Annotated in this window: 19 protein-coding genes; 4 read left to right on the forward strand and 15 right to left on the reverse strand. The window is 62.4% G+C overall.

What is annotated here, in order from left to right; genetic code table 11:
- Position 1 precedes the first annotated feature (1 nt).
- Genes phnL through phnN form a run of 3 tightly spaced genes read left to right on the forward strand, consistent with a single transcriptional unit; the run spans position 2 to position 2,432 of the window.
- Positions 2 to 703 (forward strand): phosphonate C-P lyase system protein PhnL, encoded by a 702-nt coding sequence (phnL, locus tag ACUXUR_RS00255; RefSeq protein WP_445500277.1) that lies wholly within the window; start codon positions 2 to 4, stop codon positions 701 to 703.
- Between the two features lie 20 nt (positions 704 to 723).
- Positions 724 to 1,866, forward strand: coding sequence for an alpha-D-ribose 1-methylphosphonate 5-triphosphate diphosphatase (locus ACUXUR_RS00260; RefSeq protein ID WP_445500278.1), 1,143 nt, complete (start codon positions 724 to 726; stop codon positions 1,864 to 1,866).
- A gap of 2 nt (positions 1,867 to 1,868) precedes the next feature.
- Positions 1,869 to 2,432 (forward strand): phosphonate metabolism protein/1,5-bisphosphokinase (PRPP-forming) PhnN, encoded by a 564-nt coding sequence (gene phnN, locus ACUXUR_RS00265; RefSeq protein WP_445500280.1) that lies wholly within the window; start codon positions 1,869 to 1,871, stop codon positions 2,430 to 2,432.
- A gap of 454 nt (positions 2,433 to 2,886) precedes the next feature.
- Here phnN and ACUXUR_RS00270 read toward each other — a convergent pair whose 3' ends face one another.
- The 5 genes from ACUXUR_RS00270 to ACUXUR_RS00290 are packed head-to-tail and all read right to left on the reverse strand — an operon-like array spanning position 2,887 to position 7,751.
- A complete protein-coding gene (locus ACUXUR_RS00270; RefSeq protein ID WP_445500281.1) occupies positions 2,887 to 4,065 on the reverse strand; it encodes a M20 aminoacylase family protein in 1,179 nt (392 codons plus the stop codon).
- Between the two features lie 59 nt (positions 4,066 to 4,124).
- Positions 4,125 to 4,886, reverse strand: a complete 762-nt coding sequence (locus ACUXUR_RS00275; RefSeq protein WP_445500849.1) for an amino acid ABC transporter ATP-binding protein — start codon at positions 4,884 to 4,886, stop codon at positions 4,125 to 4,127.
- 14 nt (positions 4,887 to 4,900) lie between these two features.
- Positions 4,901 to 5,836 carry an amino acid ABC transporter permease gene (locus ACUXUR_RS00280; RefSeq protein ID WP_445500282.1) on the reverse strand — a complete coding sequence of 312 codons (936 nt, stop codon included), beginning with the start codon at positions 5,834 to 5,836 and terminating at the stop codon, positions 4,901 to 4,903.
- Positions 5,833 to 6,723 carry an ABC transporter substrate-binding protein gene (locus ACUXUR_RS00285; protein WP_445500283.1) on the reverse strand — a complete coding sequence of 297 codons (891 nt, stop codon included), beginning with the start codon at positions 6,721 to 6,723 and terminating at the stop codon, positions 5,833 to 5,835. The genes ACUXUR_RS00280 and ACUXUR_RS00285 overlap by 4 nt, the downstream gene beginning before the upstream one ends.
- Before the next feature lie 53 nt (positions 6,724 to 6,776).
- Positions 6,777 to 7,751 (reverse strand): substrate-binding domain-containing protein, encoded by a 975-nt coding sequence (locus ACUXUR_RS00290; protein WP_445500284.1) that lies wholly within the window; start codon positions 7,749 to 7,751, stop codon positions 6,777 to 6,779.
- Positions 7,752 to 7,851: 100 nt separating this feature from the next.
- Between ACUXUR_RS00290 and ACUXUR_RS00295 the strand changes: the two genes are divergently transcribed.
- Complete coding sequence (locus ACUXUR_RS00295; protein ID WP_445500285.1) at positions 7,852 to 9,177, forward strand: aminotransferase-like domain-containing protein; 1,326 nt, start codon at positions 7,852 to 7,854, stop codon at positions 9,175 to 9,177.
- A 361-nt stretch (positions 9,178 to 9,538) separates the two neighbouring features.
- On the opposite strand, the gene ACUXUR_RS00300 is transcribed toward ACUXUR_RS00295, so the two are convergent.
- The 10 genes from ACUXUR_RS00300 to eutB all read right to left on the reverse strand — a co-directional run bounded on the left by ACUXUR_RS00300 (position 9,539) and on the right by eutB (position 20,010).
- Positions 9,539 to 10,930, reverse strand: coding sequence for an aspartate aminotransferase family protein (locus ACUXUR_RS00300; protein ID WP_445500286.1), 1,392 nt, complete (start codon positions 10,928 to 10,930; stop codon positions 9,539 to 9,541).
- A 13-nt stretch (positions 10,931 to 10,943) separates the two neighbouring features.
- A complete protein-coding gene (locus ACUXUR_RS00305; RefSeq protein WP_445500287.1) occupies positions 10,944 to 12,455 on the reverse strand; it encodes an NAD-dependent succinate-semialdehyde dehydrogenase in 1,512 nt (503 codons plus the stop codon).
- 98 nt (positions 12,456 to 12,553) lie between these two features.
- On the reverse strand, positions 12,554 to 13,360 hold the full coding sequence (ehuA, locus tag ACUXUR_RS00310) for an ectoine/hydroxyectoine ABC transporter ATP-binding protein EhuA (protein WP_445500288.1): 807 nt from the start codon (positions 13,358 to 13,360) through the stop codon (positions 12,554 to 12,556).
- Positions 13,357 to 14,049, reverse strand: coding sequence for an ectoine/hydroxyectoine ABC transporter permease subunit EhuD (gene ehuD / locus ACUXUR_RS00315; protein WP_445500289.1), 693 nt, complete (start codon positions 14,047 to 14,049; stop codon positions 13,357 to 13,359). Before ehuD ends, ehuA begins: the two co-directional genes overlap by 4 nt.
- Positions 14,046 to 14,711 carry an ectoine/hydroxyectoine ABC transporter permease subunit EhuC gene (gene ehuC / locus ACUXUR_RS00320; RefSeq protein ID WP_445500290.1) on the reverse strand — a complete coding sequence of 222 codons (666 nt, stop codon included), beginning with the start codon at positions 14,709 to 14,711 and terminating at the stop codon, positions 14,046 to 14,048. The genes ehuD and ehuC overlap by 4 nt, the downstream gene beginning before the upstream one ends.
- 74 nt (positions 14,712 to 14,785) lie before the next feature.
- Positions 14,786 to 15,628, reverse strand: a complete 843-nt coding sequence (gene ehuB, locus ACUXUR_RS00325; RefSeq protein ID WP_445500850.1) for an ectoine/hydroxyectoine ABC transporter substrate-binding protein EhuB — start codon at positions 15,626 to 15,628, stop codon at positions 14,786 to 14,788.
- A gap of 161 nt (positions 15,629 to 15,789) precedes the next feature.
- Positions 15,790 to 16,800: a N(2)-acetyl-L-2,4-diaminobutanoate deacetylase DoeB gene (gene doeB / locus ACUXUR_RS00330; protein WP_445500291.1), complete on the reverse strand. Its 1,011-nt coding sequence runs from the start codon at positions 16,798 to 16,800 to the stop codon at positions 15,790 to 15,792.
- Positions 16,801 to 16,805: 5 nt separating this feature from the next.
- Complete coding sequence (gene doeA / locus ACUXUR_RS00335; protein WP_445500292.1) at positions 16,806 to 17,987, reverse strand: ectoine hydrolase DoeA; 1,182 nt, start codon at positions 17,985 to 17,987, stop codon at positions 16,806 to 16,808.
- Positions 17,984 to 19,012 carry an ectoine utilization protein EutC gene (gene eutC, locus ACUXUR_RS00340; protein WP_445500294.1) on the reverse strand — a complete coding sequence of 343 codons (1,029 nt, stop codon included), beginning with the start codon at positions 19,010 to 19,012 and terminating at the stop codon, positions 17,984 to 17,986. The genes doeA and eutC overlap by 4 nt, the downstream gene beginning before the upstream one ends.
- Entirely contained in the window at positions 19,009 to 20,010 is a 1,002-nt protein-coding gene (eutB, locus tag ACUXUR_RS00345; RefSeq protein ID WP_445500295.1) for a hydroxyectoine utilization dehydratase EutB, read from the reverse strand. Before eutB ends, eutC begins: the two co-directional genes overlap by 4 nt.
- Positions 20,011 to 20,151 lie beyond the last annotated feature (141 nt).

Raw genomic sequence — 20,151 nt, forward strand, 5'->3', positions numbered from 1 at the left:
CATGCGCCCGCGCCTCAAATTGGAACGCGTTTCGAAATCCTTCACCCTGCATCTTCACGGCGGCGCCATGTTGGAGGTGGTGTCCGACGTAAGCGTCTCGGCCTTCCCGGGCGAATGCATCGTCCTCGGCGGCCCCTCAGGCGCCGGCAAGTCGTCGCTCCTGAAGATCATCTACGGAAACTACCGCTGCGATTCCGGACATGTGTGGGTGCAGGACGGCGACGAGACGGTCGATGTGGCTGCCGCCGAACCCCGCCGCATCCTCGCCCTTCGCCGGTCGGTGATGGGATATGTCAGCCAGTTCCTGCGGGTGATCCCCCGGGTGGGTGCCCTCGACATCGTGGTCAGTGCCGGCCGGGAGGGCGGGCTCGACGCCGGAACGGCCGCGGAGCGGGCAGGGGAGCTGCTTACGGTGCTGAACGTCCCGGAGCGGCTTTGGAAGCTCCCTCCTGCAACATTTTCGGGTGGCGAGCAGCAGCGCATCAACATCGCGCGTGGCTTGATCGCCGATCGGCCGTTGCTGCTGCTCGATGAGCCGACGGCCTCCCTCGATGCCCGGAACCGCGCTGTGGTTACCGGCCTGATCGAGCGAAAGAAGCGCAGCGGCACTGCGATCGTTGGAATCTTTCACGACGATGAAGTTCGCGAGGCTCTGGCCACGAGTGTCGTCGATGTGACGCAGTTTGCCGCTAAGGCTGCGTGACAGGAACTGGGGAATAGAAAATGGATCCTGTCATTGTCATTGAGAACGCTGAGCTCGTTCTGGCTGACCGCATCGTGCGCGGATGGCTCGCCATCGAGGATGGCTGCATTGCGGAGATCGGTGAGGGAAGAGCGCCGGAACGCGGCGTCGATCTCGACGGCGACTATCTCATTCCAGGGCTGATCGAATTGCATACGGATCATCTGGAAAGTCACTATGCGCCACGGCCGAAGGTGCGTTGGCACCCGCTCGGCGCCGTGCTCGCCTACGATGCGCAGATCGCATCGTCCGGAATCACGACAGTCTTCGACAGCCTGCGTGCCGGCGTCGACGTGGATGGCGGCGGGCTCGGTGCGGAACTCGTCGAACTCGCGGAGGCCATCGACGAGGCGCGGCGCCATCGCCTGTTCCGCTGCGAGCATCTGACCCATCTCCGCTGCGAAATTCCGTCGCCGGACGTGGTCGAGACGGTCGAGAACTTCGTTTCCCGCTATCCGGTCGGCCTGATGTCGCTCATGGATCACACGCCCGGTCAGCGCCAGTTCCGAGACCTCGGCAAGTACTTCAACTACTACGGCGGCAAGACCGGCAAGACGGCCGACGAGATCAACGCGGCGGTTGCCGAGAAGCAGCGCGTGAACGGCGAGCGCGCTGCCGTCAATCGCCCCATGCTCGTCGATCTGGCGCGGGCGCGCGGAATCCCGCTCGCGAGCCACGACGACACGACTCTCGACGAAGTCGGCCAGTCGGTCGAGGAGGGCGTCGTGCTGGCGGAATTCCCCACGACCCTCGAGGCCGCCAGGGCGAGCCATGGCCACGGCATCACGGTCATGATGGGTGCACCGAACCTCATCCGGGGCGGCTCGCATTCCGGGAACGTTGCCGCCGAGACCCTTGCCCAGGAGGGGGTACTCGACATCCTGTCGTCCGATTACGTCCCGGCGAGCCTGCTGATGGCCGCCTTCGAACTTCCACGCCGTGTTCCGACAGTCTCCCTGCCGGAGGCGATCCGCACCGTCACGAAAAATCCCGCTCAGGCCACCGGTCTGACCGACCGGGGAGAGATTGATGCGGGCAAGCGCGCGGACCTGGTGCGCGTGCGTGTGACGGGCGAGACGCCCGTGGTACGCCAAGTGTGGCGTGGTGGGATCAGGATCGCGTGACCATGACGGGAGGATTTGTCTTCGTCGTCGGGCCGAGCGGGGCCGGAAAGGATACTCTCCTCGGCCTTGCCAAGTCGGAGTTGTCCCAGGATGCCCGCTTTCTCTTCCCGCGCCGGTTGGTGACCCGCTCGTCATCCGTATGGGAGGACCATGACACGATGACGGACGAGGAGTTCGAAGCGGGGCAGGCTGATGGCCGCTTTGCGTTGTCGTGGCGGGCCCACGGGCACGGCTATGCCCTTCCTCGGTCGTGCCTGGAGGCCGCTCTGACGGGACGCATTGTCGTCTGCAATATCTCGCGAGCTCTGGTCGAAGACGCGCGCCGGCGTCTGCCCCATGTGGCCGTCGTCGTAGTCACAGCGCCCCGCGAGGTTCTTGCAGCGCGGCTGGCGCAGAGGAACAGGAGAGAGGATGCGAGTCTTGAATCTCGCCTCGCCCGATCGAGCGAGATCGGACCGATCCGCGCCGATCTGACCGTTGTGAACGATCGCAGCCCGCAGGAGGGAGCCGGTCAACTTGTCGAGTTTCTATTTGGCCGGATCCACGAATCCGCGGATCGGGAATAGGCGCGTATCGGCGCCGGTCTAGGACATCAGCCGAACTTCCGCACTGGCCGGGTAGACGGACCTTTACAGCATCGCGCTTGAAGACCGTGTTTGATCCTCAGCCGATGTTCGGGACAGAAGGGACCGCCGTGTCCACAGGCTGTAGTGGGTGTACGGCTTCCAGCGACCTGTGACATCATCGCTCCCGCGGGTATGCAGGACCGGTAGCGGTCAAGATGGAAGCTTCGAGGAATGACGTGACTCCCATCCCATTCGAACCGCTCTCAGATCAAGATACAGGAACGCGAACTTAGGGCACGAATCTGGCCAGACGGATTGCTAGAGCGTCGGACGAGAAAAGTGAAATCCACTTTTGGAACCCATCCGATGCTCCCTTGTTTAGCGGCGCATCGTCTTAGACGGAAAAACCGGAATCACTTTTCGCTGACGCGGCCCTTCGGTTCCGCACGATGCGCTAGATGAGATAACGCTCTACCAAACGGGCCCAAAGTGCGGCTCCAGTGGCTAGACTGCCGTCGGCGAAGTCGTATTTGGAGCTGTGCAGAATAGCGGAATTCGTGCCGTTGCCGAGGCGCAGGAAACTCCCCGGCTTATGTTCGAGGAAGTAGGCGAAGTCCTCACTGCCTGGAATCAGGGGGCAGGTTGCAACTCTGTCGGCTCCGATCAGCTCCTCTGCCACGACGCGGGCGAAGGTCGTCTCCGCTTCGGAGTTGACGACGACCGGATAACCCCGCTCATAGTCGATCTCGACTGTGGCGCCGTAGCCTTCGACGACAGACTGCGTCAGTTTGACGATGCGCCCCTGCAGGAGATCACGAATCTTCGGATCGAAGGACCGGACACTGAGTGCGAGCTTCGCATATTCAGGGATGACGTTGACGGCATTGCCGGCGTGGATCGATCCGACGGTGACGACCGCTGTCTGGGTCGGATCAATATTGCGCGACACGATGGTCTGCAGCGAGACGACAAGATTGCAGGCGACGACCACCGGATCAACGGTGAGATGGGGCCGCGAGGCATGACCGCCGATGCCTCTGATGGTGATGTTGACGGTATCGGATGAGGCCATCATTGGTCCGGAGCGCAGAAGGATGTTGCCTTCCGGCGCGCCGGGATGATTGTGCAGGCCGAAGATCGCATCGAAGGGAAAGCGCTCGAAAAGACCGTCGGCGATCATCGCTTGAGCGCCGCTGAATTTTCCGGCCTCTTCGGCCGGCTGAAAAATCAGCGTTACGGTGCCGTTGAAACGACGGGTCCGAGCAAGATACTCGGCTGCGCCCAGCAGAACGGTCGTATGTCCGTCATGGCCGCAGGCATGCATCTTGCCAGGGGATTGGCTTGCATAGGTCAGCCCGGTTTCTTCCATGATCGGGAGAGCGTCCATGTCGGCGCGAATGGCAATGCCCTTGTTTCCGTCGCCGACGCTCAGGCGTGCCACGACGCCGTGGCCGCCGACGTTGCGGGTCACCTCATAGCCCCAGCCCTCGAGCTTCTCGGCGACGAAACGTGCTGTTTCGGCCTCCTCGAAGGAGAGTTCCGGAGTGGCGTGGAGATGATGGCGAATGCCGATGAGCTCCGCTTTCATGGCTTCGAAGTCCGAGACCCGGGCAAAAACGTTGTCGTTGAGCATGAAATTCATCCGAATGACGGTCGAAGACCGGCTTCAAAGGGGAAGAGGGTTGTCGATGATCAAAGAAAGCGCGACAGGAAGGCCTTCGTTCGAGGATGTTGCGGATTGCCGATCACAGCCTCCGGGCTGCCCATCTCGACGATCTTGCCGCCGTCCATGAAGACCACCCGGTCGGCCGCCTCGCGGGCAAAGCCGATCTCGTGGGTGACGACGATCATGGTCAGTCCCTGCCTGGCAAGATCGCGCATGGTCGCCAGCACTTCGCCGACCAGTTCGGGGTCCAGCGCCGATGTCGGCTCATCGAACAGCATCAGTTTGGGCTTGATCGCCAAGGCACGGGCGATTGCGACGCGCTGCTGCTGGCCACCGGAGAGCTGGCGGGGATAGCTGCCCGCCTTTTCCGACAGTCCGACCCGCTCCAGGAGCGCCAAGGCGTTCCGTGTCGCTTCCTGGCGGCTTTCGCCGTGGATGCCCACAGGCGCCTCGATGATGTTCTGCAGCACCGTCATATGCGGGTAGAGATTGAACTGCTGGAACACCATGCCGATCTTCCGGCGCTGACGGGCGATGCCGTTCGCGGACAGCTTTTCCAAACGATCCTTGCGGAGCCGATAGCCGATCTGCTCGCCGTCGACTGCAATGAAGCCCTTGTTGATGGCCTCCAGGTGGTTGATGCAGCGCAGGAAGGTCGATTTCCCGGAGCCGGACGGGCCGAGGATCACGACGACCTCTCCCGGCATGATGTCGAGATCGATGCCCTTCAGCACTTCGAGCTGGTCGAAGGACTTGTGAACGTCACGGACCTGGACGAGGGGGTTCATGGACTGGACGGCACTCAATGGCTTGCCTCCTGCACAGCGGCCCCGGCAAGAGTCGGTTTCTCGGCAGCTCCGTTTCGGCGTTCGCTGCGGCCGTAATAGGCCTCGATGTAGCTCTGGCCGACGTTGAGGATCGACGTGATGAGCAGGTACCAGATGACCGCTACGAGCAGCATCGGGACGATCTCGAAGGTGCGGTTGTAGATCGACTGCACGGAATAGAGCAGATCGGCCATCGCGATCACGCTGACGAGGGAAGTAGCCTTGATCATGCTGATGAGCTGGTTGCCGGTCGGAGGGACGATGGAGCGCATGGCCTGCGGAATGATGATGCGCCACAGGGCACGCGCCCTCGTCATTCCGAAGGCTTCAGCCGTTTCGGTCTGGCCACGATCCACGGAGAGAAGGCCGCCGCGGATGATTTCCGCCATGTAGGCTGCTTCGTTCAGCGCCAATCCGACGATTGCCGCCGTCATCGGCGTGATCACCGAATTCGTATCCCAGCTTGCAAGCGTCGGGCCGAAGGGGATCGCAATCGAGAGCCGCGGGAACAGCGTGGAGAGATTGTACCAGAAGATCAGCTGAACGAGCAGCGGCGTGCCTCGGAAGAACCAGATGAAAAGGCCTGCAAAAGAGTTTGCCAGCCGATCCTTGGACATGCGGGCGATAGCGAGCCCCAGTCCGAGGATCGTGCCGAGCGCCATGGCAACGACGGTCAATCCAAGGCTGACATAGAGGCCGCTGACAACTGTCGGATCGAAGAAATAAGCAACGACGACGGGCCAGCCGAAGTTCTCGTTATGGGCGACGATCCAGGCGAAATCCACGGCAACGAGGATGATGACGGCCCAGAGGATCAGTCGGCCCATGCGGAAGGGGGCGTGGGCCGTCGCCACGTCCCGAAAGGGCGCAACGCCGGAGGGCGATGCGCTGGTCAGATCAAGCTGGCTCATTTCGGGAGGGTTCCACCGAGATTGATACCGGGCTGCTTGATCATGTTGTTCTCAAGGCCCCACTTCTTCATGATTGCGGCATAGGTTCCGTTCTCCATCAGGAGCTTGATGGTATCGAGAAGCAGCGGCCCGAGCGGCGAGCCCTTGGGCACGACAGCACCTTGATAGAGATCCTCGAAGCCATTCTTCTGACCGACGCCGGTCAGTTCAAGCTGGCCGTTGGCTTGAGCGACGAAATAGGTGAGGGGGGCCTGGGAGGAGAAGAAAGCGTCGGCGCGCTTCGAGCGAACGGAGAGGATCGAACTCGGCTGGTCCGTATATGATTGAACCGTGAGTGGCTCCTTGCCGTCGGCCTTGCACTTGTCCGCCTGAACTTGGATCACGCGTTCGGCGGAGCCACCGGCCATGACAGCGATGCGATTGCCGCAGGCGGTATCCAGCGAGGTGATACCCTTGGGATTGCCTTTCTGAACGGCGAAGACGACGAACTCCTGAACCCAGTCGACGAAATCATTCGACTCTTCGCGGCTCTTGAAGTCGCCAATGGGACCAAACGCGAACTGGTAGCGACCAGAATTGATGCCGGCCAGCAACGCCGGCAGGCCGCCAACCGTGGCATGCTCGATCTTGACGCCGAGAACCTGACCGATCGCTTCCGTCAGATCGTCGCTGGCGCCGGTCATCTCGGTGCCGGTGACGATTTCATAGGGAGGGAACGAGCCGTTATTGACAGAGATCATCTTGCCTTCAGCGCGAATATTCTCCGGCAGACGTGCCCGCAATTGCTCATTTACGGTCTGTTTCGGGATGGCAGCTTCCTGGGCGAGGACAGGGCCTGCGAGCATCAGGGCAGCGATGGTGACAGAAGCGATCAATTTCGAATGCATGTCGTATTCCCTCTTTTTGACATCACGAAAGTCATTCAGTCGACGGATAACGCCTATGAAAGGCTTTTCTTGGCCTTTGCTTGCCAAGGGAAGAGTTCAGCGGGCGTAAGCAAGCGAGGCAGTATCCTCTGCTCGTAAAGCTCATTGGCGAAGTCCGCGATCATCTTCTCGTTCGCCTCGAGCCCACTGACATTCCAAGAAGGCGAGAGGTCGGTGGCGCAACGGCGCAGTTCGTCAATCATCCACGGCGTCGTGTCCGCATACTTTTCACGCTTCTGCAGCCACATGCGCTGAGATGCGTCGATCAACTCGCTGAGCTCGTCCATGACCCATGGATGCTCCTGCACGAACTCAGCCTTGAAGCCGATCAGGTGCATTCCCGGCACATAACCGACCTCGTGGAAGTAAGCGACCTCAGCAGCCCGGAAGTCGTCAAGCACTTGGCGGAATGGCGAGTCCTGGTCGAAGAAGCCCGGCGGCATGAAGGGAGTGAAGACGGCATCCAGGCCACCATCCTTCAGAAGATCGACCATCGGCCGCTCGCCGGGAGCCGCTTCAATGCGGCCTGGGCGGCCGAAACCGTCAAGCCGCTCCGTGATGGGATGTGCTTCCGTCAGACGACCGGCATACCACATGGCATCTTCGATCCCGACGCCTTCGCGACGGATGGCGGCGCGGGTCCAGGTATTGCCGGAATCGCGCCAGCCCGTCACGCCGATCTTCTTGCCGGCGAGATCCGACAGCTTGCGGATCGGGCTCTCCTTCGTGGTGATGATGCACCGATGGCGGAAGCCGCGCATGATGAAGTTCGGCATGCCGACAACGCTGTCATCACCGTCATGCCGGAGTTGCGAATAGCGGCTGAAGGACATCTCCGCCGCTTCATAGGATGGATCGCGGGCAACGCTGGAGATGAGAGTACCAACGCGATCGACCTTGATATCGAGGCGGGGGGACCGAACGTCGCCCAGAACCAGGGGTGTCATGTAATCCCAGTCGCGGAGGGCGAGACGGAGAGTCAACGGCATCAGCATTCACTCGCAATAATCTTGTCTTCCCCGTAATTAAAATGTTCATATCGCGTTGATCAAATCCTATTATGTTATTGAACATTAAAATTGGTGCGGCATGTCTGAAAACAGAGACGCAAATTGGTTCGCCGAGAAATTGACCGACAGGACCATTCGCGGGATCGCTCTGGAAACCAGGGCCCTGATCCGTGCCGGTGCGCTGCCAGTTGGTACAAAGTTGCCTCCCATCCGCGATCTCGCCTTCGCACTCGGAATCAGCCCTGCGACCATTTCGGAGGCCTGGAGCGAGCTGCGTAGTCAGAAGATCATCAGTGGGCGAGGGCGAAACGGCACTTGGGTCAGTGGTGACCGTTTCGTTGCCAGGCCGAATCGCCTCGGAAGCTCCGGCAATTACGGTGAGGGCATCCTGAACCTGACCGCAGCTGTTCCCGATGTTCGCCTGTTGCCGCCGCTTGCCGAGGCAATGGCCTATGGTGCTTCGGCGGAAAACCTCAACAGCTACGAGCGCAATCGGATCCTGCCGGAACTGGAGGAGGAGGTCAGGAAAACATGGCCGTATGAGCCGGAGGCGTTCTTGGCGACTAACGGCGGCTATAATGCGGTCTATACGCTCGTTCATGCTCTGATCCCGCCGGGGGCATCCGTCGCGATTGAAGATCCGACTGGCATGCGCCTCCTCGATATTCTCGAAGACCGGGGTGTGCGTATCGTCCCGGTTCAATGCGACAGCGAAGGACCTCTGCCGTCGGCGCTCGAGGCGGCGCTGAAGTCTAGGCCCGCCGCTTTCATCTTCCAGCCCCGGCTGCATGCTGTCACCGGCCAGAGCGTCAGCCGAAAGCGCTTGGAAGCTCTCGCCGAGGTCCTGAGAAGCACCGATACACTCATCGTCGAGGATGACGGCATCGGAGATATCTCGGCAGCACCACGCCATTCCCTGGGTGCCCACTTTCCGAACCGGGTCATCCACATCCTTTCATTCTCGAAGACGCACGGGCCTGATCTGCGTCTTGCCGTTCTCTCGAGCTCTCGAGCAATCATCGATCAGATTCAATCGTACCGAAGCTTCAGTTCCGGTTGGACGAGCCGCATCCTGCAGGCGGCCACGGCTTGGTTATTGCGCGATCCAGCAACGCAGGCATCGATCGAACACGCCCGAACGGTTTATCAAAACCGGCGCGCGAATCTGGTCAGCGCTCTGCAAAAGAGAGGGGTCCAGGCGATGCATGGTGCGGGTTTGTGCGCCTGGGTTCCAGTGACCTCGGAGCCATTCGCGATGGTGACGCTTGCCGCCCACGGTATTGCCGTCCACCCGGGTGCCAAGTTCTCCAATTTACCCACTTTTTATTTGCGTGTCGCAACGGCCACTCTATCCGATCGCTATGAACAGGTTGCTGACTCAATTGCGTTGGCTGCCGGTACGTGAGTAAACACCGGAGTAAAGTTCTATTCCGAATCCAAAATAGTCTAATGGCGGACCAGAGCATCGGCCCCCAAAGTGGACTTGCGCTTTGAGGATTGATCCGATGCTCGTTCGTGGAACAGCGCGTTATTGGATGCGACCCGCTGGGTCCGCACAATGCGCTAGGCTCTTCCTGTCTCAGAGCATTGGCTCGACCGTGTATAGGATGAATGAGACGCGAAAGATCAACGGGTTTGCGTCGCTGATGCCATCGTTGGAAGACCCCATAGATCGGGAGGTTCGCGGCAGCTGATGTGAACTGCTTATAGACCGATGGAACTCGTGGGGCGAGCGGCCTTTGTCCTGCTCGCCCCACGAAACGCCATTATAGCGCGGCGGTCACCGTTTCGACCGCATCCTTCGTGGCGGACACGATGATATCGGCCTCGTTCCTCGTCAGGCAGAGCGGCGGAGCAAAGCCGAGGATATCGCCTTGCGGCATGGCCCGACCGATGACGCCGCGCTCCAGCAGAGCTGCCGTGATGCGCGGACCCACCTTCTCGGAAGCATCGAAGAACACGCGGTCGTCACGGTCGCGCACGAACTCGACGGCTGCCATGAGGCCTTCGCCACGCACCTCGCCCACGAAGCGGTTGGAGCCCACCGCGTCGTTGAGCGCGTTCTTGAAGTAGGCGCCGATCCCCCGAGCATTGTTGACGATGTCGAGTTCGTCGACAACTTCGAGGTTTGCGACGCCCGCCGCTGCGCAGAGCGGGTGGGACGAGTAGGTCCAGCCGTGACCGATGGGGCCGTAAGTATCAGAGCCCTGTTCCAGGACGCGCCAGACCTTTTCGGACACGATGACGCCGGAGAGCGGCGCGTAGGCCGAGGTCAGGCCCTTGGCGATGGTGATGAGATCCGGCTTGATGCCGTAATGGTCGGAGCCGAACATGCTGCCGAGACGTCCGAAGCCCGTGATCACCTCGTCGGCGATGAGCAGGATGTCGTACTTCGCCAGCACCGCCTGGATCTTCTCCCAATAGCCTTTCGGCGGGGGCACAATGCCGCCCGTGCCGAGCACCGGCTCGCCGATGAAGGCCGCGATGGTGTCCGGGCCCTCGGTCAGGATCAGGTCTTCGAGCTTGTCGGCGCAGTATTGCGAGAACTGCTCCTCGCTCATGCTGCGGTCGGGACGGCGGAAGTAATAGGGCGCTTCCGTATGCAGGATCGGCGCGCGCGGCAGATCGAACAGGTTGTGGAAGGCCGCCAACCCGGTGAGGCTGCCGCTCATCAGGCCGGAGCCGTGATATCCGCGCCAGCGCGAGATGATCTTCTTCTTCTCGGGCCGCCCCAGCACGTTGTTCATGTACCAGACGAGCTTGATGTTGGTCTCATTGGCATCCGAGCCCGACAGGCCGAAGAAGACGCGGCTCATGCCCTCCGGGGCGCGGTCGATGATCATCTTCGCGAGGCGGATCGAGGGCTCGGAGCCGTGGCCCACATAGGCGTGGTAATAGGGCAGGGCGGCAGCCTGTTCCGCGATGGCGTCGGTGATCTTGGTGCGGCCGTAGCCCACGTTGACGCAATAGAGACCCGCGAAGGCATCGAGGCTGCGCTTGCCATTCCGGTCGACGATGTAGACGCCCTCGGCTCCGGTGATGATGCGGTTGGGCGTTTCTCCGCGCGCATGCTGGGCCATGTGGGTGGAGGGATGGAAGAAGTGATCCCGGTCCCAGGCGTCGAGTTCGTTGTCGATGATCTTTGTCTGGTTCAGCATGGCTGGCTCCGAATTAATGAATGTCGAGGCAAAGGTATTTGAGGTCGGTGAAGGCCTCTAGGCCGTGGCGCGAGCCTTCGCGGCCGAGGCCCGACTGCTTCACGCCGCCGAAGGGAATGGGGGCGCCGGTGATCTTCACGCGGTTGATGGCCACCATGCCGTATTCGAGGGCCCGGCCGAGCCTTAAGCCCCGCGCGCCGTTCTCGGTCACCACATAGGCGACGAGGCCGTATTCGGTGGCATTGGCCCGCGCCACCACTTCATCTTCCGTATCGAACGGCGTCACGGCGGCGATTGGCGCGAAGGTCTCCTCGTGCATGATCAGCGCATCGTCCGGCACGTCGGCGAGGAGCGTCGGCGTCACGAAAAGCGGACCGGCGGCCTCGCTGTCCTCGGTCACGCGGCGGGCTCCGCGGGCGAGAGCATCCGTGATCTGGGCCGTCGCTTTCGAGACGGCATTGGCGTGCATCAGCGGGCCGATCTCCGTGTCGTGGTCGAGCCCCGGTCCCACCTTCAGCCCGGAGATGCGCTCGCCGAAGGCCTTGCAGAAGGCGGGATAGATCGAGCGCTGGACATAGATGCGGTTGGCCGCGAGGCAGTCCTGGCCCGACGTGGCGAACTTCGCCGCCATGGCGATCTCGACCGCCTTGTCCAGATCGGCATCGTCGAACACGATCAGGGGTGCGTGGCCGCCCAGCTCCATCACGAGACGCTTCATGGTGAGGGCGCAGCGCGTCGCGACCTTGCGCCCGATCTCCGTCGAGCCGGTGAAACTGACGACGCGGACGCGCTTGTCGTCGCAGAAGCGATTGGCAATGGGCTCGGCATCGCCCGTCACGATGTTGAAAACGCCGCGCGACAATCCTGCGCGCTCGGCGAGTTCCGCCAGCGCGAGCGCGGAGAGCGGGGTGTAGGAGGAGGGATGCGCCACCACCGTGCAGCCGGCGGCGAGCGCCGCTGCGGCTTTGCGCGTCAGCATGGCCGAGGGAAAGTTCCAGGGCGTCAGCAGGGCTGCCACACCCAGGGCCTCGCGGCGCACCAGCATTTCCGCGCCGGGCAGATGGCTCGTCACGCTCTCGACGTTGAGACGCTTGGCTTCTTCCGCATACCATTCCACGAACGAGGCCGCATAGGCGATCTCGCCGAGCGACTCGGATAGGGGCTTGCCCTGCTCGAGCGTCATGATGAGTGCGAGATCCTCGCGCGCGTCCAAGATGAGGTCGTACCAGGCGCGCAGGCGCGCGGTCCGCTCCTGCGGCAGCAGGGCCTTCCAGGCGGGGAGCGCACGGGCGGCGGCATCGACGGCCTGGCCCGCCGCCTCCGCGCCGAGGCGCGACACGTGGGCGACATTCAGGCCCGTGGCCGGATCGTTGACCTCGAAGCGGGCATCGGCAGAAGCCGCCGTCCAGCGGCCGTCGATATAGGCCATTTCGCGGAGCAGGCGGGGATCCCGCAAGCGGCTCAGCGCCGGGTGGATATCCCCCTTGACGGGTATGGGAGCGGTGGTCTGTGTGATCGCGTTCATGCATCGCCCTCCTCGGAATACGATGGAAGGAAGGCTACCGCTTCCACGGCCGAGACAATTTCTGTTCTTCGACAGGCGGGCAGAGACTATCTCGGTTTTTACGGAGCGTAGCGGATAGTTTCTCGCGCCTGTTCCTGCTCGCCCAGGATGGAGCTCAGGAACTCCCGGGTTCGCGGCTGTTGCGGATTGGTGAAGAAACGCTCCGGCTCTCCCTGCTCCACGATGCGCCCCTTGTCGAAGAAGCAGACCCGGTCCGAGACCTCGCGGGCGAAGCGCATCTCGTGCGTGACGAGGAGCATGGTCAGGTCGTGCTCGTGCGCGAGATCGCGGATGACGCCGAGCACCTCGCCGACCAGCTGCGGGTCGAGCGCGGAGGTCGGCTCGTCGAACAGGAGGACGCGCGGACGCATGGCGAGCGCGCGGGCGATGGCGACGCGCTGCTGCTGGCCCCCGGAGAGCTGGCTCGGGAAATGATCCTTCTTGTCGTAGAGACCCACCATGCGCAGCAATTCGGTGGCGCGGCTCTCCGCCTCGTCCCGCTTCATCTTGAGAACCGCGACCGGCGCCTCGACGACGTTGCGCAGCACGGTCATGTGCGGAAACAGGTTGAAGCTCTGAAACACCATGCCGACATTGCCGCGGATCTTGTGAAGATGTTTCTCGCTCGCCTTGAACGGGCCGCGCCCGTTGGGCTCGTGATAGCTGATCCCGTCGATTTCCAGGTTGCCTTCCTGAAACGGCTCCAGCGTCATCAGGATGCGCAGCACGGTGGATTTGCCGGAGCCCGAAGGGCCGATCAGCGTCACCTTCTCGCCGCGTTGAACCTCGAAGTTGAAGTTGTCCAGAACGGTCAGCGCACCGAAGCGCTTGGTGACGTTCTCGAAGCGGATAATGGGTGATGTCATCTTAAGGGAATCCCACTTTTGGGCAGGGCTCTTTCGACCGCATAGATCAGAGCCGAGCTGATGAGGGTCATGGGGAGGAAGATCAGACCGACCAGGGAGAGCGGCACGAGATACTCGAAGGTCCGCTCGCCGATCATGTTGGCGAGGCCGAGCATGTCGAGCACCGTCACGACCGAAAGAACCGGCGTCTCCTTGAGCATCGAGACGAGGTAATTCCCGAGCGCCGGCACGATGCGCGGAATCATCTGCGGGATCACGATGTCGCGGTAGGTCTGCAGCCGGCTCAGGTTGAGGGCGGTCGCCGCCTCCCACTGGCCGCGCTGCACCGCGTCGATGCCGCCGCGATAGACTTCGGACGTATAGGCCGAATATTGCAGCCCGAGCGCGAGAGCTCCCGTCATGAAGGCGGGAAGGATGATTCCGAAATCGGGCAGGACATAATAGAGGAAGAAGAGCTGCACCAGGAGCGGCGTATCGCGGACGAACTCGGTGAAGCCCGCCACCGTCCAGGAGATGATCTTGATCTTGCTGCGGCGCAGGAGCGCCAGAACGAGACCGAGGACGAGCGCAATGGCATAGCCCACGGCCGCAGCCTGAAGGGTGACCAGCAATCCGATGCCGAGAATCGGCAGAATCGAAAGTGCGAAGGTCAGCGGCGTCGATGTGTCCCAGGCATAACCGTACATCATGAGTGGGCGCTCCTCGGAAAGGCCGGTCCGCGCCTCAGCTTCATCTCGATGAACCGCACGATCAACATCAGGCAGAGGGCAATGATGAAATAGCCGAGCAGAGTCAGGGTGTAGACCGTGGCGCTGTCCAGAGTGATGTTGCGCATGGATTGCGCCTGGAACGTCAGGTCCGCAATCGAGATCAGCGAGACCAGGGCCGTGTCCTTGAGATTCTGGATGGCGAGATTGCCGAAGGGCGGCATCATTTCGATGATGGCCTGGGGCATCGAGATATGCCAAAGGGTGTAGCTCTTGCTGAAATTCAGCGCCCGTGCGGCTTCAAGCTGCGTGTGAGGCACGGCGAGCAGGGCTCCACGCACCACCTCGGCTCCGAACGCGCCGGTGAGCAGCGACAATGTCATGATCCCGGTCGTGATCGGATCGAACGAGATGCCGATCAGCGGCAGCGCGTAATAGAACCAGAAGAGCTGGACGAGAAGCGGCGTGCCGCGAAACAGCACGATATAGACAAAGGCGATGCCCGACACGATCCGATTGCTCGACGTGCGCGCGATTCCGGCGACGAAAGCCAGGATCGCGCCGAGGGTGATCGATGCGAGCGAGATCATCACCGTCACCTGCGCCCCCTTCAACAGGGGCGCCAGATATTGAGTCCATGTCATCGTCGATTTCTCCTTACGGACGCTCCACCCGGCCTGGGCGGGCCCAGGCCGGGTGGTTCAAACGATGCAGCGGGTTACTTTCCGGCGCAGAGATCGGCGACGTTCTTGGCGGCAGCCGCCTTGATGCTCTCTTCGCTCAGACCGTAGGACGTGAGGATCTTCTTGTAGTCCTCCGTCTTGCGGAACTCGACCAGCGCCGTGTTGAAGGCGTCGCGAAGTTCCTTGTCCTCGAGGCGGAAAGCGAAGCCGCCGTAATTGCGCACCGGCTTGCCCTCGACGACGGGATCCGTGAAGGGCTTCACCTGCTCCACGCCTTGGCCGCCTTCCGCGAGCTTGGATACGGTGAGCTCGGTCGCCGCATAGGCGTCCACGCGGGACTGCACCGTCGAGGGGGCGTCCGCATTGGCCTGAATGATGACGATCTGGCTGTCCTTCACGCCGACGGCGCGCAGGAAGTCGATGTTATTGGCGCCGGAGACGACCGCCACCTTGAGGGACGGATCCTTGGCGATGTCCGCATAGGTGGTCAGCTTCTTCGGGTTGCCCTTCTTCACGAGCAGACCTTCGCCGTAGCTGGAATTCGGCTCGGTGAATGCCACCTGCTTGCAGCGTTCGGGCGAGATGTTCTGCTCCGCAGCCGCGAATGCGAAGCGGCGGGCCTTCAGGCCGGGAATGAGTGTGCCGAACGGCGTCACCGTCCAGTTCACTTCGTTGATCCCCATGCGCTTCAGCACGGCGATCGCGACATCCGGGCCGATGCCGGCGGCCGAGCCGTCTTCCTTCATATAGCCGTAGGGCACTTCGTTGGCCGTTGCGCCCTGGATATAGCCGGCGCTCTTCACCTCTTCGAGCGTGAGAGCCTGCGCGCCTCCGATGCCGGCGGCAAGAGCGAGAACGGCGACGCCGTAATGGATCATTGTTTTCATAGAGTCTTCTCCTCTGGTGTCTAACTTTTTGATTTGAGCATCTTTTCACGCAAAACCGGTTCCCACTTTTGCGTTCGATGCTCTGAGATCCGCGTGCCGGTTGATCCGGCTTGCAGCGTTGTCGCTGGCGGCGTCTGACTCAGTTCTCTGATTCAGTTATTCTCCTCCACAGTTGCGACCACCGCGAGGCAGTCGCCTGTCTTGATGAGCCCGGGGAAATGCCGGGCCGCGAGAACGCCGTCGAGGACCGCCCGATATTCGGTTGGCGCCTGTCCGGTCCGTCCGATGGGATGAATGCGCGCAATCACGTCGCCCGCGCGCACCGGGTCGCCGAGATCGACGCAGGGCTCGACGAGACCGTCATCCTCCGCGAAGCGGAAGCAATCGCTGGAGGGCATGTCCAGCCAGCGGGTCGGCCCGGTCTCCGGCGCGCCGGCAACGATGCCCGCATGCTTGAGAACATTCATGACGCCGCGCTTGGCGATGCCCACGGTTTTCGCCGAGGACGTGCCGCCGCCCGACAGTTCCGTGGTCACGAACACCTTGCCCATCGCTTCGGCGGCGGTGTCGTACATGCCGACGGCGTCGATCTCGATCATCCGCATCGAGTAGGGTGCCGCAAAGGCCGCGACGGCCTCGAAGCAGCGCTTCTCCTGCTCCTTGTCGGGCAGCTCATGAGCGGCCGCATAGGGCAGGAAGTCGAGGGTGCGCCCACCCGAGTGAAAATCGAGGACGATATCGGCGAGCGGCAGCAGCGTGCGCTGGAAGTAATCGGCGATCTTCTCCGTCACCGTGCCGTCCGGGCGTCCGGGGAAGCTGCGGTTGAGATTGCCCCGGTCAATGGGTGAGGTACGGGTTCCTGCACGAAAGGCCGGATAGTTCATGGCGGGCACGATGATGACGCGCCCTTGAACCTCATTGGCATTGAGCGTGCGGGCGAGATCGAAGAGGGCCACTGGGCCTTCGTATTCGTCACCGTGATTGCCGCCGGTGAGAAGCGCCGTCGGCCCGTCGCCGCGCTTGATGACCGTGATCGGGATCATCACCGAGCCCCAGGCCGAGTCGTCCCGGCTGTAGGGCAGGCGCAGGAAACCGTGCTGCACCCCGTCCGCATCGAAGTCGACGCTGGCGACGATGGGGGAGGGGCGCTGAAGAGGCGTCATGATGTTCATGGCTTCACGAAGAGCTGGCGTGGCACGTTGGAGAGGCATTCGACGCCGGTTTCGGTAATGAGAATGCTCTCGGTGATTTCAAGGCCCATATTCTCGAGCCACAGTCCCGTCATGAAATGGAACGTCATGCCGGACTTGAGTTCGGTCCGGTCGCCGGGGCGCAGGCTCATGGTGCGCTCGCCCCAATCCGGCGGATAGCTCAGGCCGATGGGATAGCCGGTGCGGTTGTCCTTCACGATGCCGTAGCGCTTGAGAACGGCGAAGAACGCATTGGCGATGTCCTCGCAGACATTACCGGGCTTGGCCGCCGCAAGGCCTTCCTCCATGCCTTCCAGCACGGCCTTCTCGGCATCGAGGAAGGCTTGCGTCGGCTTGCCGAGGAAGACGGTGCGCGAGAGCGGGCAATGATAGCGCTTGTAGCATCCGGCGATCTCGAAGAAGGTGCCTTCGCCGCTGCGCATCGGCCTGTCGTCCCAGGTCAGGTGCGGGGCGGACGCCTCCTCGCCCGACGGGAGAAGCGGGACGATGGCAGCATAGTCGCCGCCATAGCCGTCGACACCGCGCAGGCCCGCATCGTAGATCTCCGCCACGAGGTCGTTCTTGCGCATGCCGGGCTCGACCGTTTCGACAATGCGCCGGTGCATGGCCTCGACGATGCGGCCCGCCACTTTCATGTATTCGATTTCCGTCGGACTTTTGACGGCACGCTGCCAGTTCACGAGCGACAGGGCATCCTGGAACTTGGCGTTCGGCAGGTGCTTGACCAGTGACAGATAGGCGGCGGCGGAGAAATAGTAATTGTCCATCTCGACCGCGATGGTGCCCTTGTGCCAGCCCCTCTCCGCAATGATTCCGGACAGGAAATCCATGGGATGGCGCTCGGTCGACTGAACGTAGTGGTCGGGATAGCCGATGATGTTGTCGTGAGCGAGATAGGCGGTGCGCTTCGCGCCGTTGGCGTCCTGGCCGCGGCCGAACCAGATTGGCTCACCATCGGGCGGCACCAGCACGCATTGATGCACGTAGAACGACCAGCCGTCATAGCCTGTCAGCCAATGCATGTTGGACGGGTCGGTGACGATCAGGAGATCGATGCCCGCCTTCTCCATTGCCCTGCGGGTCTTTGCGAGACGCTCGGCATATTCTGCTCTGCTGAAATTGAGATTGGGCGCGCTCACGAAAGACCTCCAGTTGCTTCTTTTGCAGTTGCTTCTTTTGTGTTGATGGATCGGCCCGCTCCGGCGTCGCGGGCGCGGGCATGGGCGAGGGTGGCGATGGCAGTGTCCTGCACGCCGGTTCCGGTGAGGTCGCACAGGGTGATGGCGTCGGGGCCTTCACGGCCGGGGGCCTGCCCGGCGATAACCTGCCCGAGTTCGGGGAACGGGCGATCCGCTGCGATCAATCCGGTCCGGATGGCATGATGCAATTCGCCGAGGCGGCGCGTCTGCGCCACGCTGTCGGCAACGTAGCGGACACGGGTCAGGATTGCGGGATCGATCTCGTTCTTGTGCTCGGAATCGGAGCCCATGGCCGTGATATGCTGACCGGGCTGCAGCCATTCCGCTTTCAGGATGGGCTGTTCGGCAGGTGTCGTCGTGACGATGATGTCGGCGCCGTCGCAGGCGGCTTGCGGATTCCGCACGGCTTCGACCGCAATCCGGAGCGATGCTGCGAGATCCTGCGCTGCCGCTTCTGCCTTGGCGAAATCCCGCGCCCAGATCCGGGCACGCTTGATCGGCCGCACGAGTGTGAGCGCTTCGAGCTGAAGGCGGGCCTGAATACCGGCGCCGAAGATGGCGGCGCTTTGCGCATCGGAACGCGACAGGTGCTTCGCGGCAACCGCGCCGGCGGCAGCGGTGCGCACATCGGTGAGATAGCCGTTATCCAGCAGCAGAGCCTCGACGAGGCCGGTCTTCGCGCTGAACAGGATCATGAGGCCATTGAGACTGGGCAGGCCCAGCTTCGGATTGTCGAAGAAGCCCGGGCTCACCTTGATGGCGAAGCCGTCGAGGCCCGGCACGTAGGCGGTCTTCACGTCCACCTCGCCGCGATGCTCGACGATGTCGAGCCGGAGGATCGGCGGCATCACGACAGGCTTTGTGGCCAGGGCCGCGAAGGCATCTTCCACGCAGGCCACCGCGCTGGCGTCGAGCCGCACGACATGACGAAGATCGGGTTCAGTGAGAACGAGCATCTGGCTCATCGGTCTCGCACTCCTGCGGACAGGGCCGCCTTGTTGTCAGTGTTCACGATCCGCCGGTGCAGCGCCTCGTCGATGTTGCGGCCCGAGACCACAACGACGGTCGGGCCTCTGACATCGACCTTCTTCGCCAGAAGCGCCGCGATGCCGACCGCGCCTGCTCCTTCCACAATCTCACCTTCCGCCACGAAGGCATGGCGGATGCCCTCGGCAATCTCCTCTTCCGACAGAAGCACGACATCGTCGAGCAGATCGCGGCACATGGCGAAGGTGTAGCGGTTCTCCAGGCCGATGCCGCCGCCGAGGGAGTCGGCCAGAGTCTCCAGTTCCTCGACCACGACAGGCCTTCCGGCGCGCAGGCTCTCATACATGGCCGCGCCGCGCTCCATCGAGATGCCGATCACGCGCGCCCGCGGAAGCTTTCCTTTGATCGCAGCGGCGATGCCCGCGGCCAGTCCGCCGCCGGAGAGAGGCACGAGCACGAGTTCGGTGTCGGGGCGAGCTTCGGCGATTTCGAGACCGATCGTTCCTTGGCCCGCGATGACGTCGGCGTGATCGAAGGGCGGAATGGCCGTCAGTCCTTCCTCGCGCACCAAACGCTCGACCTCTTCCTGCGCATCGTCCTGCGAGCGGCCGACAATGCGCACCTCTGCTCCGAGAGCGCGTACGGCATCGACCTTGTTGGCGGGCACGAGAGCCGACATGCAGACAACGCTCCGCACGCCCTCGGCTTTCGCCGCATGGGCCAGCGCGCGACCGTGATTGCCTGTCGATGCCGTGACGAGGCCGCGTCGCCGCGCCTCATCGCTCAACGACAGAACGGCATTCGTGGCGCCGCGCAGCTTGAAGCTGCCGGTCGGCTGATGGCTTTCGAGCTTGAGATGGACGGGAACGCCGCAACGGGCGGAAAGACTGGAGGACAGGGTCAGGGGCGTGCGGCGAACGCGACCGGCGATACGATCCTGAGCCTGCACAATCCTGTCGAGCCCCACCGCAATCATGTGCGAGGGCCTGCCGGGACAGCGGCATCGGAGACAAACAGCACGATGCCGGCGTTTCCGCTCCATGCACCGAATTGAACTGCTCCGAAGCCGGAATTTCCTGGAGGCACTGCGTGCATTCCCCATCTCCCATCAGGACAA

This window comes from Microvirga medicaginis, assembly GCF_052658925.1.